This is a genomic window from Oleiphilus sp. HI0080, assembly GCF_001635135.1.
In genome coordinates this window covers 1-16,287 of sequence record NZ_LWFU01000858.1, presented here as the reverse complement: position 1 = coordinate 16,287, position 16,287 = coordinate 1, and the positions used below count along the sequence as shown (strand labels likewise).

General features: G+C 48.6%; 19 protein-coding genes. 5 read left to right on the top strand and 14 right to left on the bottom strand.

Annotated features, from left to right (window positions below; genetic code table 11):
* From proB to rplU, 4 genes are all read right to left on the bottom strand, one after another.
* A partial coding sequence (proB, locus tag A3751_RS17375; RefSeq protein WP_068458275.1) for a glutamate 5-kinase occupies window positions 1-933 on the bottom strand: 933 nt, incomplete at its 3' end.
* 19 nt (window positions 934-952) lie between these two features.
* On the bottom strand, window positions 953-2,155 hold the full coding sequence (cgtA, locus tag A3751_RS17370; RefSeq protein ID WP_068458273.1) for an Obg family GTPase CgtA: 1,203 nt from the start codon (window positions 2,153-2,155) through the stop codon (window positions 953-955).
* A 115-nt stretch (window positions 2,156-2,270) separates the two neighbouring features.
* On the bottom strand, window positions 2,271-2,531 hold the full coding sequence (gene rpmA, locus A3751_RS17365) for a 50S ribosomal protein L27 (RefSeq protein ID WP_068458270.1): 261 nt from the start codon (window positions 2,529-2,531) through the stop codon (window positions 2,271-2,273).
* A 45-nt stretch (window positions 2,532-2,576) separates the two neighbouring features.
* Window positions 2,577-2,888, bottom strand: coding sequence for a 50S ribosomal protein L21 (rplU, locus tag A3751_RS17360; protein WP_068458279.1), 312 nt, complete (start codon window positions 2,886-2,888; stop codon window positions 2,577-2,579).
* Window positions 2,889-3,183: 295 nt separating this feature from the next.
* Between rplU and A3751_RS17355 the strand changes: the two genes are divergently transcribed.
* Both A3751_RS17355 and A3751_RS17350 read left to right on the top strand, forming a co-directional pair.
* Window positions 3,184-4,152 carry a polyprenyl synthetase family protein gene (locus A3751_RS17355; RefSeq protein ID WP_068458269.1) on the top strand — a complete coding sequence of 323 codons (969 nt, stop codon included), beginning with the start codon at window positions 3,184-3,186 and terminating at the stop codon, window positions 4,150-4,152.
* 59 nt (window positions 4,153-4,211) lie between these two features.
* Window positions 4,212-5,732 carry a wax ester/triacylglycerol synthase domain-containing protein gene (locus tag A3751_RS17350; RefSeq protein WP_068458267.1) on the top strand — a complete coding sequence of 507 codons (1,521 nt, stop codon included), beginning with the start codon at window positions 4,212-4,214 and terminating at the stop codon, window positions 5,730-5,732.
* A gap of 48 nt (window positions 5,733-5,780) precedes the next feature.
* On the opposite strand, the gene A3751_RS17345 is transcribed toward A3751_RS17350, so the two are convergent.
* Window positions 5,781-6,416, bottom strand: a complete 636-nt coding sequence (locus A3751_RS17345) for a DUF2057 family protein (RefSeq protein WP_068458265.1) — start codon at window positions 6,414-6,416, stop codon at window positions 5,781-5,783.
* A 194-nt stretch (window positions 6,417-6,610) separates the two neighbouring features.
* On the opposite strand from A3751_RS17345, the gene A3751_RS21925 reads away from it, so the two are divergent.
* A complete protein-coding gene (locus A3751_RS21925) occupies window positions 6,611-6,808 on the top strand; it encodes a DUF6316 family protein (RefSeq protein WP_068520448.1) in 198 nt (65 codons plus the stop codon).
* Window positions 6,809-6,820: 12 nt separating this feature from the next.
* Here A3751_RS21925 and A3751_RS17335 read toward each other — a convergent pair whose 3' ends face one another.
* Genes A3751_RS17335 through glyA form a run of 9 tightly spaced genes read right to left on the bottom strand, consistent with a single transcriptional unit; the run spans window position 6,821 to window position 14,009 of the window.
* Window positions 6,821-7,303: a phosphatidylglycerophosphatase A gene (locus A3751_RS17335; RefSeq protein ID WP_231871770.1), complete on the bottom strand. Its 483-nt coding sequence runs from the start codon at window positions 7,301-7,303 to the stop codon at window positions 6,821-6,823.
* Window positions 7,296-8,276, bottom strand: a complete 981-nt coding sequence (gene thiL / locus A3751_RS17330; RefSeq protein ID WP_068458258.1) for a thiamine-phosphate kinase — start codon at window positions 8,274-8,276, stop codon at window positions 7,296-7,298. Before thiL ends, A3751_RS17335 begins: the two co-directional genes overlap by 8 nt.
* Before the next feature lie 35 nt (window positions 8,277-8,311).
* Window positions 8,312-8,779: a transcription antitermination factor NusB gene (gene nusB / locus A3751_RS17325; RefSeq protein ID WP_068458256.1), complete on the bottom strand. Its 468-nt coding sequence runs from the start codon at window positions 8,777-8,779 to the stop codon at window positions 8,312-8,314.
* A complete protein-coding gene (gene ribE, locus A3751_RS17320) occupies window positions 8,779-9,255 on the bottom strand; it encodes a 6,7-dimethyl-8-ribityllumazine synthase (RefSeq protein WP_068458254.1) in 477 nt (158 codons plus the stop codon). Before ribE ends, nusB begins: the two co-directional genes overlap by 1 nt.
* A gap of 22 nt (window positions 9,256-9,277) precedes the next feature.
* On the bottom strand, window positions 9,278-10,381 hold the full coding sequence (gene ribBA, locus A3751_RS17315; RefSeq protein WP_068458252.1) for a bifunctional 3,4-dihydroxy-2-butanone-4-phosphate synthase/GTP cyclohydrolase II: 1,104 nt from the start codon (window positions 10,379-10,381) through the stop codon (window positions 9,278-9,280).
* A gap of 42 nt (window positions 10,382-10,423) precedes the next feature.
* Window positions 10,424-11,086: a riboflavin synthase gene (locus A3751_RS17310; RefSeq protein WP_068458250.1), complete on the bottom strand. Its 663-nt coding sequence runs from the start codon at window positions 11,084-11,086 to the stop codon at window positions 10,424-10,426.
* Window positions 11,087-11,091: 5 nt separating this feature from the next.
* Window positions 11,092-12,204 carry a bifunctional diaminohydroxyphosphoribosylaminopyrimidine deaminase/5-amino-6-(5-phosphoribosylamino)uracil reductase RibD gene (ribD, locus tag A3751_RS17305; protein WP_068458247.1) on the bottom strand — a complete coding sequence of 371 codons (1,113 nt, stop codon included), beginning with the start codon at window positions 12,202-12,204 and terminating at the stop codon, window positions 11,092-11,094.
* A gap of 27 nt (window positions 12,205-12,231) precedes the next feature.
* Window positions 12,232-12,705 (bottom strand): transcriptional regulator NrdR, encoded by a 474-nt coding sequence (gene nrdR / locus A3751_RS17300; RefSeq protein WP_068458245.1) that lies wholly within the window; start codon window positions 12,703-12,705, stop codon window positions 12,232-12,234.
* A gap of 35 nt (window positions 12,706-12,740) precedes the next feature.
* Window positions 12,741-14,009, bottom strand: coding sequence for a serine hydroxymethyltransferase (gene glyA / locus A3751_RS17295; protein ID WP_068458243.1), 1,269 nt, complete (start codon window positions 14,007-14,009; stop codon window positions 12,741-12,743).
* A gap of 296 nt (window positions 14,010-14,305) precedes the next feature.
* Here glyA and ettA point away from each other — a divergent pair, with 296 nt between their 5' ends.
* On the top strand, window positions 14,306-15,967 hold the full coding sequence (gene ettA, locus A3751_RS17290; RefSeq protein WP_068458240.1) for an energy-dependent translational throttle protein EttA: 1,662 nt from the start codon (window positions 14,306-14,308) through the stop codon (window positions 15,965-15,967).
* Window positions 15,968-16,054: 87 nt separating this feature from the next.
* A partial coding sequence (locus tag A3751_RS22270; RefSeq protein ID WP_197466453.1) for a PilZ domain-containing protein occupies window positions 16,055-16,287 on the top strand: 233 nt, incomplete at its 3' end.

The window sequence follows — 16,287 nt, the reverse complement described above, 5'->3', positions numbered from 1 at the left end:
AACAGGCAACAAGCTTTTTCCACCCGCTCTTAGAGCCTTTACGGCGCCGCCATCAAGAACAACATCACCTTTTGTTTGCAGATGGCCTGCAAGCCATTGCTTCCGAGCTAACTGTCGATCCGTACTCGCCCGGAAAAGCGTCCCAACACTCTCTCCTTCAAAAAGACGCGTCAACACATTTGGGATTTTACCACCCGCCACGACTGTAAACGCGCCCGAACGCGCAGCGAGCCGCGCCGCTCGAAGCTTAGTTTGCATACCGCCACGCCCCAAAGCACCGGAGACACCACCCGCCATTGCATCAAGATTCTCGTCATCCGCTCTCACTTCAGAAAGTAAACGAGCATCGGAATGCTTACGAGGATCACGATCAAACATGCCATCCTGATCGGTTAAAATGATCAACCCATCCGCATCAACCAAATTGGTCACTAAAGCACCGAGCGTATCATTGTCACCAAACCGAATTTCATCCGTCACTACCGTATCGTTTTCATTGATAATAGGAACAGCGCCTAGATCGAGCAACGTCGTTATCGTACTTCGCGCATTTAGGTAACGCTTCCGATCCGACAAATCATCATGGGTAAGAAGAATCTGAGCAGTGCACCTTTGGTGCTCGCCAAAATAACGCTCATAGGCATTGACCAAGCCCGTCTGCCCAACGGCTGCCGCAGCCTGCAGAAGATTAAGCTGAGAGGGTCGAGACTCCAACCCGAGGCGCACCATACCTTCCGCTACCGAACCGGATGACACCAGTACAATTTCAACGCCATGATCGAGAGCCGAAACCATCTGCGTTACCCATTCTTGAATCGAGTCGTGTGCTAGTCCACGCCCATCATCCGTCAATAACGCGCTACCAATTTTCACAACAATCCGCTTAGCGGACCTCAACTTATCACGCGTCTCATTTTTATTTAACTGACTCACAATTCTCTATTCACCCACGTTAAGGCGCATACTCCACTTCGACATCATAATCGTCTTCATCAAAGTCATCGTCATCATCTAAGTCCTCACCCTGAGCGCGACGAGTCTTTCTCGCAGCCTTATACTCTTCTAAGCGCACCCGCGCTTCATGCTGCATAGCTTCTTTCAAACCAGCCTCTAACTCAGCCAACTCCTCATCGTTAGCCTCTGCCTCTGCTTTTGCATCAATCCAGCGCATAATATCCCAGGTCAACGCTTCAAGACCTTCCTTGTTCAACGCCGAAACTCGATATACCGGCCCTTTCCAGCCGAGCGCCTGAACCAACTCATCACAACGCTGCTCTCGCTCTTCTTCAGGAACCATATCTAGTTTATTCAGCACAAGCCAACGCTCTCTTGAGGCCAGCGTTGGACTAAAACCTTCAAGCTCTCCAACAATTTCCTCTACGGCTTCTTTAGGCTCTTTCCCATCATAGGGAGCCATATCAACAACATGAAGCAGCAAGCGTGTGCGCACCAAATGCTTTAAAAATCGAATCCCAAGCCCTGCACCATCAGATGCACCTTTGATCAAACCGGGGATATCTGCCATCACGAAGCTTTTATGTGACTCGACACGCACCACACCTAGATTAGGCACAAGAGTCGTAAAGGGATAATTGGCAACCTTCGGCTTTGCCGCCGAAACAGACCGAATCAAAGTCGACTTACCAGCATTCGGAAGCCCCAGCAAACCGACGTCAGCAAGCACTTTCAGCTCTAATCGAATATTGCGCTTCTCACCGGGTTTGCCTGGCGTCGTTTGTCGCGGCGCACGATTGGTACTCGACTTAAAACGCGTATTCCCCAATCCATGCCAGCCGCCTTGTGCGACAACAAGTTGCTGCCCGATCTGAGTTAAATCACCAAGTACTTCTTCGGTATCCACATCAAAAACACTTGTCCCAACAGGAACGCCTAGAATCAAGTCTTCACCTTTGGCACCAGTACAATTACGGCCTTTTCCGCCTTCACCTGATTGCGCGCGATATTGACGAACAAACCGATAATCGATCAGCGTATTCAAACCATCATTTGCTTCCAAGATGACAGAGCCGCCATCACCACCATCCCCACCATCAGGACCGCCCTTGGGAATATATTTTTCTCGACGAAAACTTAAACAGCCATTTCCGCCCTTTCCGGCCTCTACAGAGATCGCGGCTTCATCTACAAATTTCATATCTATCCTTTCACAGCGAAAGTGTTAGAAACAGTTTAACTGCTGTACGCCCACGCGCTACAAAAACACAAAAAAAAAGCCCCGCTATGCGGAGCTTTTTCTAATAAGGCCGACCTTATTCCGCTGCTACGATTTCCACGTATTTACGGTTCTGAGGACCTTTTGTGACGAACTGAACAACACCATCTGCAGTTGCGAACAAAGTGTGATCTTTACCAAGACCAACATTGTTACCTGCGTGGAAACGCGTGCCACGCTGACGCACAATAATGCTACCAGCTGAAACTTCTTGGCCGCCGAAGCGCTTAACGCCTAAACGTTTACTTTCCGAATCGCGACCGTTCCGGGTACTACCACCCGCTTTTTTGTGAGCCATTAGATTACTCCTTACGCTACCTGATTCGCACTAGGTGCAAACAACTTAGCCTTTAATTCCAGTGATTTTCACCTCAGTGTACCACTGACGGTGACCCATTTGCTTCATGTGGTGCTTGCGACGCTTGAACTTCATGATCTTCACTTTGTCATGACGACCATGACTAACAATCTCTGCTGTCACTTTAGCGCCTTTCACGTTTGGCTCACCGATTTTTACATCGTCGCCGTTCGCTACTAGCAATACACGATCGAAATCAACTTTAGCGCCCGTCTCAAGCTCAATCTTCTCGAGCTTAAGGACTTCGCCCTCTGTAACACGATGCTGTTTACCACCGCTTACGATAACTGCGTACATTTTCTTCTCCAAAATATATTCTCCCTCGTCGCGACTGATAGCCGCCATGTCGTCATTTCTTCGCTTCAGTGAACCTGATTGCGCATCTGTTTCTAAAGGAAGCTCTTCGGCAACCCTATAACAGAGAATGACCTCGCTATTTGAGGGGCGCGTGATTCTAAGACAAGCATTAATCAAATGCAAGCGGGTGTTTGGCATTAAAGGACTTATCTTGACACCGAGGCGCGGTACTCATAGCATTTGCCATCGCAGCGCGCCGTATGCCCGCCAACCACTCTAAAACTAGAACTAATTAATGCAGCTAACAGACATCTACAAAAGCGTCGAAAGCGAGTTCGATGCGGTCAACAGCCTTATTATCGAACAACTCTCTTCCAGAGTGCCGCTTGTTGAAAAAATCGCACAATACATCGTTGAAAGCGGCGGCAAACGGATGCGACCATTGGTAACGCTACTGACAGCGAAAGCCTTAGGTAAAAGCGACCAAGACACCATCAAACTTGCGTCAATTATCGAGTTTCTGCATACCGCCACACTCTTACATGACGACGTCGTTGACACCTCGGACCTAAGGCGCGGTAAAGCAACAGCAAACGCGAATTGGGGCAATGCCCCAAGCGTACTTGTAGGGGACTTCCTTTATTCGCGCGCTTTTCAAATGATGGTTGAGATAGGCAACATGGGGGTCATGTCTGTCCTCGCCAACGCAACTAATGTGATTGCTGAGGGCGAAGTATTCCAATTAATGAATGCGAAAAACCCAGACATCAGCGAAGAGCAGTATTTCGATGTTATCGAATACAAAACAGCCATGCTTTTCGTGGCGGCATCGCACGGCGCCGCTAAACTTGGTAGTGCTTCAGATACCCAACAACAAGCCGCAAAAGACTTTGGTTTGCAATTAGGGCTTGCCTTTCAACTCGTCGATGACATCCTCGACTACTCTGGCGATATAAAGCAGATGGGCAAGAACACTGGAGATGATCTTGCCGAGGGCAAGACTACATTACCGCTTATCTTTGCAATGCGCGAAGGCTCAGAACAGCAACGCACTTTCATTCGAAATGCGATCCGCAGAGGAGAGCGAGAAGCCATTAGCGAGGTAATCGCCATTGTTCAGGCTACCGGCGCACTAGAATACACCTTAGAAGCCGCAGAGAAATGTAAGAACAAAGCTATTGATGCTGCGCAACAACTTGGTCAGAATATTCATAGTGAAGCCTTGGGCTATATTGCGGAACTTAGTGTTAACAGGGATAAGTAGGTATCCTGCTCACTCGCCGCCTAAGCCTCGAACCACCAACTTCAGGTTGAGTCCATAGCATGAGAACGTTGTCAGAAATCGATGCATCCTTCCTCTTTCTAGAGAGCAGTAGAGCACCTCTGCATGTTGGCGGCACATACATATTTCGCAAAAAGAGCACTCGATCTCGATTCAATTTCGATAGATTTAAAGCCATTGTTGAATCAAAACTGGGCAATGAAACGTTCTTTCGACAAAAGCTGGTTGAGGCGCCGCTAAACAATGAATTTCCTATTTGGTGCGATGACCCGAGTTTCAAACTATCGAATCATGTTCACCATATTCAACTGAGCGCACTGCAAAACCCATGCTCACTAGATGAGCTTGCCGCCAAAATCCTCAACACCCCCCTTGAAAGACATCAACCTCTTTGGCAAGCCTACTATGTAGATGGACTCGAGAACGAACCCAACTGCGACAAGACCCACTTCGCTCTAATTTTGGTAACACACATTGCCGCTCTCGACTCCGCCACCGGAGAAGATGTTCTTAGCCAACTCCTTGATGTGAGCCCCCATGTCAGCAAGCTAACTAAGCCCGAACCTTGGGCGCCAGCAGCACTACCAGAAACAAGCTCAATACTGGAAGCGGCTTACAACAAAGCGTTGACCATTCCCACTGCATTGACCAACATGCTTAAAGACACCGCATCGTCCGCATTTTATGGCGTGCTCTACGAGAACCTTCAACGACTGAATCTTCCCGCCGCACTATTAAGTGTTGCGACAACACCTCTCAACAAGAAAGTCACAAGCAAACGTGTAAATGACAACCTCCACCTGTCATTTACAACCGTTCGAGAGCTCAGGCAGGGACTGGAAAATGTCACAACGAACGACATCCTAATCGGGATTTGCGCAGAAGCACTGCATTGCTATTTAAAAGACCACAATGTACTACCTAAAGCGCCACTCATTGCCCTTTCTCCAATCTCAGTACGCTCAACAAGCCTTAATTACAAATCAGGCAAACAACTCACAGCAAGCTTGTTCTCGCTAATCACAAATGAGCCACATCCAATCAAGCGGATTCGAGAGATTCACGCGATGGCAACGGACTCTAGTCACTACGATGACGCGATATCGGCAAATAGATTAACCGAGTTGGTACCGACAAATATGACCGCGCTCTCTGCTCGCGTCTACTCGGAATTTTTGCTCGCGCAAAAGTTTAAACCGATGTTCAACCTGCCCATCATCAATATTCCAGGGCCACAGTTTCCACTTTACTTTGAAGAAAACGAGCTCGTATCCCTTTCAAGTAGTAGCCCACTGTTTGACGGCATAGGCCTCACGATCACGATCATTAGCTACAACGGCCGTTACAACATTAACTGCACTTACTGCCCAGATAATTTTATTGGCGACAAAGCGTTTTCTAGCTATTTAAAGGAAGCTACTGCGCGAATTGAATCGATGCAAAGTGAAGACGTAACGATTGAAGCGGAATCAGAAGCGAACCGCTCTCTCGTGACAGGTATTATCGATGACATAACAGGCATCGTCGGCGGTCTGTTCTCCTCCGCCGAAGAAATCAAATAGTGTGGCAAAAATAGCTTACACAAACACCATCTAAAGTGAGGCTGGGTGCTACTTAAAAGCCCACTTAAGAAAAGCCTTTTTATCCTCTGTTGAAGCGCCTTCCCAAATCACTTTCATGGCCTCAAGTGGCGGCAAGCCTGCAGCCTTCGACTCAAGCTGACCTGCTTGGACGCCGGCAACCGCCACCTGCTCGCCCATCTCCTGCTCTACCTGCTTGACGTACAGATCCGAAGCACCGAGAACATTACCCTGACTATCCACCAGGTTCGCTGTAAATCTCTCGGCAAACGCTCGTGCCTCACGAATGTTTTCAACATCATCAAACTCAAAACTCAAGCTATCGCCAGCCTTCACTTCAATCTCAACAACCTGTGCTGGCGACTCGACAGCCTCTGAGCGAGGACCGTCCTGCCCCTTAGGCGCCACTGACCAAACACTCGTATAATTAAAGACTATGCGATGCTTCCCCGGCTTCAGTGCGTACATAGTCTCTATATTCGACAATAAGTACGTCGTCATTTCTGTACCATCGATTTCGATGACCTCGATATTGTCACTCGCAGTAAGGATGGCGACATCTTTATCTGGTAGCGCTGCACCTTCATATGTTTTGACAGGTTTTCCGGTACACGCAGACACCATTGCCACGATCACAAGCAGCAGGATCCCTCTAAGACTTCGCATAATCATGTTCTCTTATTCAATGTAATTCACTACCCTGCATTTTGAACTTAGCGCCGAGCGCTTTCAATGATTTCCGAATAGAACGCCCAAAGCTAAAGATAATTTCACCCAACAAAACGTAAAGCGAGACTTGGTTGGTTGATTTTTAACCGACATCATCTAAATTTAAAGGACTTAGGGGAGGTATCGTAACAATGAATCAAGCAGCTCATCGCCACGGCGAATCCGGAGACGTTCCATTTCGAAGCGATCGTTTTTTTTGTGCAGGCCAAAAATGGTATTTTTCAACACGAGAAGGCTTTGATAGTGGCCCATACGCATCAAAAGAACGCGCAGAGGCAAGTCTTGAGCGGTTCCTCTCAGTAGTTCAACGCCTACCAAAAACCCACTAGGCAAACAATGGTCTAATTCCAAAGATAGGCGACCGCCTGGAGAGCGATCAACGCATATATCCCGGCAACCAGATCATCTAACATGATCCCAAAGCCGCCATGTACCTTTGCATCCAACTGCTTGATCGGTGCTGGCTTCCAGATATCGAACACTCGAAATAAAATAAATCCAAGTATTACCCATAGGATACCCTTGGGCGCGGCCATCATAGCGATCCAATAACCAACAAACTCATCCCAAACAATTCCTCCGTGATCATGCACACCAAGAGCCTTGCTCGCAACTTCGCAGAGATAACAGCCAACAACAAAGGCAACTAAGCACACCAGCACATAGGGGAGAATTGGAAGATCCGCTATCAAAAAGTAGAATGGCACCGCAGCGAGCGTACCAAAGGTTCCAGGCGCCTTTGGCGCACAACCACTTCCAAAACCAAACGCCAACAGACAGCGAGGATCCTTCAATAAACTCAAAGGGATGCGCACTTTATCCAAAATGATCGAATCCTTTAACATTCGGTGCCCTGTGATAGACACCATTTTTATATAACCGTACACGCTCGCCTGTATGCTCAATCGGGCAATCCAACATATACCCAATCTTAAACAAGCCTAGCTCTTTGGCAAGGCGCTCTTTATTCGCTGGCATGGTCGCCAACAGCCTGTAATCGTCTCCTCCAGCCAAGGCAAGATTCAACGCCTCCACATCACCCTCTACGCGGCGTAGCGCACCTGAAAGAGGAATGGTATCTAAATCTAAATGACAGGCCAGATCTGATGCCACCGCGAGCTGTTCTAAATCCGCCAAAAGGCCATCAGAAATATCTAGCGCAGCGGATGCATTTCCTACAAGCGCCAAGCCCAATTCGACCTCAGGCCTAGGACAAGCATACGCATTAAACAATCGATGCTCGTCATCACTAAGGGCATCTTGTCTATTAGAAAGAGCGAGCTTCAAGCCTCCTGCTGCGTCTCCAAGACTACCGCTCACATATATGCCGTCAGCCGAACTCGCCGTGCTGCGCTGCAGGTAACGGTCACGCTCTACCAAACCATGCACCTGAATGCTGATAGAGAGAGGACCTTTCGTTGTGTCCCCACCAACCAATTTAAAATCAAACCGATCCGCCAGCTCATAAAGCCCCCGAGAGAACGCATGAAGCCATTGCTCTTCAAACTCGGGAAGCGTTAAGGCTAAGGTGAAGTGGTGAGGCCGCGCACCCATCGCTGCAAGATCACTCATTGCCGAGCCAAGAGCACGCGTCGCTATTTTGTCAGCAGGAAATCCGACAGGAAAATGACGTCCCTCAACCTGCGTATCGATAGAGAAGACGAGACAATGGTTTTCAGGCAGACTAAAAACCGCAGCATCATCACCAACAGATAACTCAAATGCATTAGATTGATGCCGAGAAAAGTAGCGAGAGATCAGGTCGAACTCAGGGCTTTGACGAAATCTTAACCCCATGATTCAAGCACCCGATTAATCATTAGAAACAGCGTCTAAGAGCGTTTTGCGCTCGCCTCGGCAGATCGAAGCTTATTCCCGAGCTTGTCGAGTATTCCATTGACGTATTTATGGCCATCCGTGCCACCAAACTCCTTCGCTAACTCAATCGCTTCGTTAATGACTACTCGAAGAGGAATATCAATGCGATTCATCAACTCAAATGTCCCAACCCTCAGAATAGCAAGCTCGATCGGATCAACATCTGCAATAGCTCGATCAAGGAGAACTTCAAACTGCTGATCAAGCTCATTGACGCACTTAGGGATCGAACGGAATACTTGCTCGAAGTAGGCTTCATCAATCTTTCTGAAATCATTATCCGTTCGGAACTCCGCTTCAATCTGCGATATATTCGCCTGACCAAGCTGCCACTGATAAAGCGCCTGCAACACAAGCTTGCGAGAACGCTTACGCTGTGAAGTCGTGATTTTTCGGGAAGTATTCTGTTCAGAGTCGCTCATTAAATACCCGCATTCTTAAACAAAGTGAGCATTTCCAAAGCAGACATTGCAGCCTCGGCACCTTTGTTTCCGGCTTTCGTGCCCGAACGCTCAATCGCTTGCTCTATGCTGTCAACGGTCAATACCCCGAATGCGATCGGTAAGTTGCACTCAAGAGACACGGCGCTAATGCCTTTAGTACACTCACCAGCAACATACTCAAAGTGCGGCGTTCCACCACGGATCACTGCTCCGAGCGCAACGATCGCATCGAACTTACCAGTTTTAGCTACACGCTGCACCGCTAAAGGCATCTCAAACGCACCAGGAACACGATAAATCTCAATATCGCTTTCGGCGATACCCTGACGAACAAGAGCATCGATCGCCCCCTCTAAGAGGCTCTCAACAACAAAGGCATTAAAACGACCCACGACAAGGGCAAACTTCCCGGAAACTTCTTTAAAATCGCCCTCATGGACTTTGATATTTCGCATGCTAATACTCTTCCTAAAAATGTTATCCGTTGTACGGAATGAATTCAGTTACTTCTAAATCAAAGCCGGACAAGGCTGAGAACTTCACTTTCGGCGCAAGCAATCGCATCTTGCTCACACCAAGATCCCGCAGAATCTGCGAGCCTGTACCGACCGTTAAATAGGCGCCCTGCCCTCCGGACTGAGGCGTGGCCGCATTAAAGAACTCAATCAAGCGCTCTTCCATACTCGCCTCGTAAGTATCTCCCAACAAAACCAACACGCCCGCACCCTCTTCTGCAATCCGCGCCAAGGCATTTTGAACCGACCAAGATTGCGAGCCCTCTTTCAAAACACCAATAGTGTCCCGGAGGATGTCAGGATACTGAACTCGCACGACCGGCGCATCGACATCCTCAACGGAACCTTTCACAAACGCCATGTGCAAATCGCCCTGCAGAGTATCTTTGTAGGTAATCAGATTAAAATCACCATGCTCCGTTTCAATTCGATGCTCCTCTTGCCTGACAACAGTCTGCTCATTCAAAGCGCGATAATGGATCATATCAGCAATGGTGCCGATTTTAAGATCGTGTTTTTTCGCAAACTCTTCCAAATCAGGGCGTCGCGCCATCGTTCCGTCTTCGTTCATTATCTCTACAATCACCGATGACGCTTCAAAGCCAGCCATTCTAGCTAGATCACAACCCGCCTCGGTATGACCTGCACGACTCAACACGCCACCCGGCTGAGCTGCAATCGGAAAAATATGCCCCGGCTGCACGATATCTTCGGGCTTGGTATTGCGACCAACCGCCGTCCTCACTGTATGCGCTCTGTCTGCAGCAGAAATCCCTGTTGTAACACCCTCTGCAGCCTCAATAGAAACCGTAAAATTGGTTTGAAACTGAGCATGATTACTCGCCACCATCAACGGCAAACCTAGGAACCTACAACGCTCCTGCGTCAACGTAAGACAAATAAGACCCCGAGCATGAGTCGCCATGAAATTTATATCTTCTGGACGCACTTGTTCCGCAGCAATGACCAGATCGCCCTCATTTTCGCGATCCTCATCATCCATCAAGATCACCATTTTGCCCTGACGAATATCTTCTACCAGCTCTTCAACAGTGTTGAGCTTCATTCAACCTCCGGTTCAACCGTGCATACTCAGCACGACGATGTATTAAACTTTATAGCCATTACGAGCCAAAAATGCCTCGTCTAATGCTGGCTTTTCTTTTGACTCTGCTAACTGACCTACTTGCAAAAGCCTTTCGGCATATCGAGCCATTAAATCTACTTCCAAGTGCACTTTGGTTCCGGATTTATAACCCGGGATAATTGTATTTGCCGTGGTGTGAGGCACTATATTTAGGGTAAAACCTTTTTCCACAAGACCAGTAACCGTAAGGCTGACGCCATCTACGCAAACCGACCCCTTATTGGCGATATAACGCGTCAGCTCTTGCTCGCATTCGATGGTATAACGCAGGGAGTCCCCCTCGGAACTGACAGCAACTATAGACCCTATTCCATCAACATGCCCACTCACTAAATGGCCACCCAGGGGCTTACTAAGCGTGAGCGCCTTTTCTAAATTGACCGAATCACCAACCCTCATTGAGGCAAAACGCGTGTAACGCAAAGACTCCGCCGAAATATCCGCACAAAAATCCCTAGAAGAAAACTGGGTAACAGTCAGACAGACACCGTTTACCGCAATGCTATCTCCAAGCTGAACATCACTCAAACCAAGAGCTACGCTTTCAATCCGTATGCGCATACCCTCTCGAACACTCTGAAGCTCTGCAATGCGTCCCACCGCCTCAATGATCCCGGTAAACATTCTGCCTATTTCCTCTTCAGCCGATATCGCATTCTTACATCGCACCCAAGCATACGAAGATCATTCAATTCAAGCTCAATCGCTTGATCCATGCGCTCTAAAGGAAGTAGGGCCAAACCTCTTGCCGCACTCCCCATCATCTTCGGCGCCATGTAAATCAACAATTCATCAACTAAGTTCTCAGCTAAAAGATCACCAGCAAGACCCGCACCCGCCTCAACAAACACTTCATTGATCTCTCGCTGCGCAAGCTCTGTCATTAACTGCTTCGCGCTAAAGTGCCCATGCTCATTTAGCGGCAATACTAAGACTTCAACACCGGCCTTGGGCGCAACTTGCTTCGTGATGGTTGATTGGTCAGCGACCACATGAATGACCTGTGCATTGGCATCAAAAACAGCCTCTGAACCACTCAACACGCGTTTTGAATCTAGCACAACGCGCGCCGGCTGCTCTCGACGAGACGCTAATAGTTCAGACTCCCTAACCGTTAACCTCGGGTTGTCTTGCTGGACAGTGCCCGTCGACGTTAGTATCGCGGACGCTCTGGCCCTCCATCGTTGAACATCTCGGCGTGCATCAGGACCCGTAATCCACTGGCTTTCTCCCGATTCCATCGCCGTTCTTCCATCGACACTCATCGCCATTTTTAATCGCACAAAAGGTCGCCCTTCGGTCATGCGATAAACAAAACCCTGATTCAGGTCTCGCGCCTGATCTTCAAAAAGGCCGCTAGCAACCTGGATCCCTGCCTCAGCGATTCTTTTCATACCCCTTCCCGACACATTTGGATTAGGATCTTGCATGGCTGCAACAACCCGCGCCACATTCGCTTTAATCAAAGCATCTGCACAAGGAGGTGTACGCCCCTGATGACTACAGGGTTCTAAAGTTACGTAAGCTGTCGCGCCTTTCGCACTACTCCCCGCCTGATTCAGTGCGTGGATTTCTGCGTGCGCCTCTCCAGCTCGCACATGATATCCTTCACCAACAACACGGCCATTTTTCACAAGCACGCAACCGACTCGCGGGTTAGGGTGGGTTGAATATTGGCCAAGCCTTGCGAGCTGCAATGCACGGGACATGAAACGACGATCGTCTGCAGACCAACAAGCCATTACGATGCACTCACTAAGGGGGAGCAGTTATTTCGCGCTCTCAGAGGCATCGCTTTTTGACAAGCGATCAATTTCCTCTTTGAACTCATTGATATCCTGAAAGCTACGATATACCGAAGCAAAGCGAACGTATGCAACCTCGTCAATATCACGTAACTCTTTCATGACCTCTTCACCAATTCGAAGCGACTTAAGCTCACGCTCTCCAGTCGCGCGCAATCGATACTTGATGTTATTGATCGCCTTCTCGATGGACTCAATACTGACTGGTCGCTTTTCGAGAGCTCGCTGAATCCCTCGATTCAGTTTTTCTTCATCAAAAGGTTGGCGTGTTCCATCCTGCTTAACAACCCGCGGCATGACTAACTCCGCAGTTTCGAAGGTAGTGAAACGCTCTTTGCACGAAAGGCATTCACGACGACGCCTCACTTGATCACCTTCGGCGACCAAGCGAGAGTCATATACCTTTGTATCTGTTGCCTTGCAAAATGGACAGTGCATCGGGCGCTTTTTGCTCCGTTAAGCTTCGAAAACGATTAGTTAGCGTAAACAGGCAAACGCTTGCAAATGGCCTGCACTTTTTCTCGCGTCGAATCAATCACTGATTGATCTTCCGGATCTTTTATCAAAGCATCAAGTACATCACACATCCAACCAGCAAGTTCGGCGCAGTCACTTTCTGCAAACCCACGACTCGTGATTGCAGGAGTACCAATGCGTAAGCCACTCGTCACAAACGGGGACCGAGGGTCATTTGGTACTGAGTTTTTGTTTACTGTGATATGCGCTCGGCCTAACGCCGCATCTGCATCCTTACCGGTGATATCCTTATCGATCAGGTCAAGCAAAAACAAATGATCATCCGTGCCGCCGGATACCACCTTATAGCCACGATCCATTAAAACACTGACCATCGCCTGTGCGTTAGTGACAACTTGTTGCTGATAGGCTTTGAACTCTTCCGACATGGCTTCTTTGAAGCATACCGCTTTGGCCGCGATCACATGCATCAACGGACCACCCTGACTTTCAGGGAACACAGCGAAGTTGAGCTTTTTCTCAAGATCCTCATTCGCCTTTGCTAGAATCAAACCTCCACGAGGACCTCGGAGCGTTTTGTGTGTCGTTGTTGTTGTGACATCCGCAATACCAACGGGGCTCGGATATACGCCGCCTGCCACAAGACCAGCAATGTGCGCCATATCAACAAACAAGTAGGCTCCAACACTGTCTGCGATGTCGCGAAAACGCTGCCAATCAACAACACGGGAATATGCAGAGAAGCCAGCAATGATCATTTTCGGCTGATGTTCTTTAGCAAGCGCTTCGACCTGCTCATAATCAATCTCGCCCGTTGCTTCATTCAAGCCATATTGGACTGCATTATAAATTCTTCCAGAAAAGCTCACTGAAGCACCGTGAGTTAAGTGACCACCGTGGGCAAGGCTCATACCAAGAATCGTGTCGCCAGGCTCACAAAGAGCCATGAAAACAGCAGCGTTCGCTGAAGAACCGGAATGCGGCTGCACGTTTGCAAAATCAGCACCAAACAAAGCCTTTGCACGGTCAATTGCTAACTGTTCGACAACATCAACATGCTCACAACCACCGTAATACCGCTTACCTGGGTAACCTTCAGCGTATTTGTTCGTCAAGTAAGAACCCTGCGCTTCCATAACTCGGGGACTTGTGTAGTTTTCAGAAGCAATCAATTCGATGTGATCTTCCTGCCTTTTGGCTTCAGCATCCATCGCCGCCAACAACTCATCATCAAATCCAGCAATGCTCATATCTTGGGTAAACATCTAGCGCCTCTTTTCATACTCAACAACGTTCAGTCGGTTTTGGCCGATCTCGAACAGACAATATCAGGCTTCCAACGTACATTTTTTGTACAAGCCATTTTAAAAGCGCGTCATTTTAAATGATTTTTATAGCAACATCACGACATTTATAAGAACAAGCACATTGAAAACGACTAGACTCATATGCTATCGAAACGCGCTCACTCGTTGCCTTGAACTTGCTTTTTCGCTAGTGTGCGCGTCATCAGATTTCGCGTTGAATGCGAGTCTAAGAAATTAAGCAAAGGAGCTTCTGAATGGCACAGTACGTGTTCACTATGAATCGGGTTGGTAAGGTCGTCCCACCCAAACGCGAAATCCTCAAAGATATTTCCTTGTCTTTCTTTCCAGGCGCAAAAATTGGCGTACTTGGTCTGAATGGCGCAGGTAAATCCACTCTACTTAAAATTATGGCGGGCGTTGACCAAGATTATACGGGCGAAGCGCGCCCACAACCCGGAATCAAAGTGGGCTACCTCCCTCAAGAGCCGCAACTTGATGAAGAAAAAGATGTTCGCGCAAACGTTGAGGAAGGGCTTCGGGAACTTAAAGACGCACTGACTAGACTCGATCAAGTCTATGCTGAATACGCTGAGCCGGATGCAGACTTCGACGCACTCGCTGCAGAACAAGCGAAGCTGGAAGCGATCATCGAAACTGGCGACGGCCATAATCTAGAGCGGACACTAGAAGTTGCCGCGGACGCCCTTCGTCTGCCACCCTGGGATGCCGATGTTGCCACGCTATCAGGCGGCGAAAAGCGCCGTGTAGCGCTTTGCCGCTTACTTCTCTCTAAGCCAGACATGCTTCTTCTCGACGAACCGACCAACCATTTGGATGCAGAAAGCGTTGCATGGCTTGAACGCTTTCTTCACGACTACCCAGGTACCGTAGTGGCCATCACACACGATCGATACTTTCTCGACAACGTTGCCGGCTGGATTCTTGAACTGGATCGAGGCCACGGTATCCCCTTCGAAGGGAACTATTCTCAATGGCTCGAAGCCAAAGAGAAACGCCTTGAGATTGAGCAAAAGCAAGAAGATGCGCGCCAACGCAGTATTAAATCTGAGCTGGAGTGGGTTCGCAGCAACGCCAAAGGGCGTCATGCGAAGAGCAAGGCTCGCCTTCAGCGCTTTGATGAACTCAACTCGCAAGAAACCCAAAAACGCAATGAGACCATGGAAATATACATCCCACCAGGCCCTCGCTTGGGCGATGTAGTAATCGAACTCGATGCCGTCAGCAAACAATATCGCGACAAACTTTTGTTCAAAGATCTTAGTCTTTCCATCCCGCCTGGCAGCATCGTTGGCGTGGTCGGAGGCAATGGCGCAGGCAAATCGTCTTTGTTCAAGCTTATCGCCGGCGCGGAACAGCCTGACAGCGGAACCATCCGTCTTGGCGAGACCGTTCAGGTAGGCTACGTCGAGCAAGGTCGAGACCTGAGCAATGATAAAACCGTGTGGGAAGAAGTGAGTGGCGGCAACGACATGATTACCATAGGTAATTATCAAACTCCTTCCCGCGCTTACATCAGTCGCTTCAATTTTCGCGGCAATGACCAGCAAAAAAGGGTCAGCGAACTTTCAGGAGGGGAAAGAAACCGATTGCACTTGGCGAACACACTGAAACAAGGCGCAAATGTCTTGCTCCTCGATGAACCAACAAATGATCTCGACGTTGAAACCCTTAGGGCGCTCGAAGAGGCTATTCTCGCTTTCCCAGGCAGTGCCATTGTAATCTCGCACGATCGCTGGTTCCTAGATCGTATTGCCACTCACATTCTCGCCTACGAGGGAGATAGCGAGGTGATCTGGTTCGAAGGCAATTACACCGAGTATGAAGCCGACTTTAAGTCGCGAAAAGGCGAGCAAGCCAAAACACCCACTCGCGTTAACTATAAAAAGTTAGCCTAGTCACACTAGCGTATTTGCGATAGGGGACTATAGAACCTATAGTAAATACGCTTAGTCACTCTCTAGCCCACAACAGGTAATGAATGCATGTCAGAAACTCAAGAACACCAAGAAAGACGACAGTTCAGCCGAATACTATTCAATGCTGAGTGCACGATAAGTCAAGACGGCATGATGTGGTCGACAGAGTTAGAGGATATCTCGCTAAAAGGCGTGCTGATCAGCAAACCTGAAGGCTTCTCAATGAAAGGGAACAAAGCATTTGATGCAAGTATCAAGCTTGCAGGCGACCAACAGTGCATCAACATGAAACTCGTCTT

Excerpts from the sequence above, each read along its gene's own strand:
- nrdR (WP_068458245.1), bottom strand. The coding sequence starts at position 12,705 with ATGCACTGTCCATTTTGCAAGGCAACAGATACAAAGGTATATGACTCT.
- rpmA (WP_068458270.1), bottom strand. The coding sequence starts at position 2,531 with ATGGCTCACAAAAAAGCGGGTGGTAGTACCCGGAACGGTCGCGATTCG.
- A3751_RS17350 (WP_068458267.1), top strand. The coding sequence starts at position 4,212 with ATGAGAACGTTGTCAGAAATCGATGCATCCTTCCTCTTTCTAGAGAGC.
- rplU (WP_068458279.1), bottom strand. The coding sequence starts at position 2,888 with ATGTACGCAGTTATCGTAAGCGGTGGTAAACAGCATCGTGTTACAGAG.
- glyA (WP_068458243.1), bottom strand. The coding sequence starts at position 14,009 with ATGTTTACCCAAGATATGAGCATTGCTGGATTTGATGATGAGTTGTTG.
- A3751_RS21925 (WP_068520448.1), top strand. The coding sequence starts at position 6,611 with ATGAATCAAGCAGCTCATCGCCACGGCGAATCCGGAGACGTTCCATTT.
- ribBA (WP_068458252.1), bottom strand. The coding sequence starts at position 10,381 with ATGAAGCTCAACACTGTTGAAGAGCTGGTAGAAGATATTCGTCAGGGC.
- ettA (WP_068458240.1), top strand. The coding sequence starts at position 14,306 with ATGGCACAGTACGTGTTCACTATGAATCGGGTTGGTAAGGTCGTCCCA.
- ribE (WP_068458254.1), bottom strand. The coding sequence starts at position 9,255 with ATGCGAAATATCAAAGTCCATGAGGGCGATTTTAAAGAAGTTTCCGGG.
- nusB (WP_068458256.1), bottom strand. The coding sequence starts at position 8,779 with ATGAGCGACTCTGAACAGAATACTTCCCGAAAAATCACGACTTCACAG.
- A3751_RS17345 (WP_068458265.1), bottom strand. The coding sequence starts at position 6,416 with ATGCGAAGTCTTAGAGGGATCCTGCTGCTTGTGATCGTGGCAATGGTG.
- thiL (WP_068458258.1), bottom strand. The coding sequence starts at position 8,276 with ATGGGGTTAAGATTTCGTCAAAGCCCTGAGTTCGACCTGATCTCTCGC.
- A3751_RS17310 (WP_068458250.1), bottom strand. The coding sequence starts at position 11,086 with ATGTTTACCGGGATCATTGAGGCGGTGGGACGCATTGCAGAGCTTCAG.
- cgtA (WP_068458273.1), bottom strand. The coding sequence starts at position 2,155 with ATGAAATTTGTAGATGAAGCCGCGATCTCTGTAGAGGCCGGAAAGGGC.
- A3751_RS17355 (WP_068458269.1), top strand. The coding sequence starts at position 3,184 with ATGCAGCTAACAGACATCTACAAAAGCGTCGAAAGCGAGTTCGATGCG.
- ribD (WP_068458247.1), bottom strand. The coding sequence starts at position 12,204 with ATGGCTTGTTGGTCTGCAGACGATCGTCGTTTCATGTCCCGTGCATTG.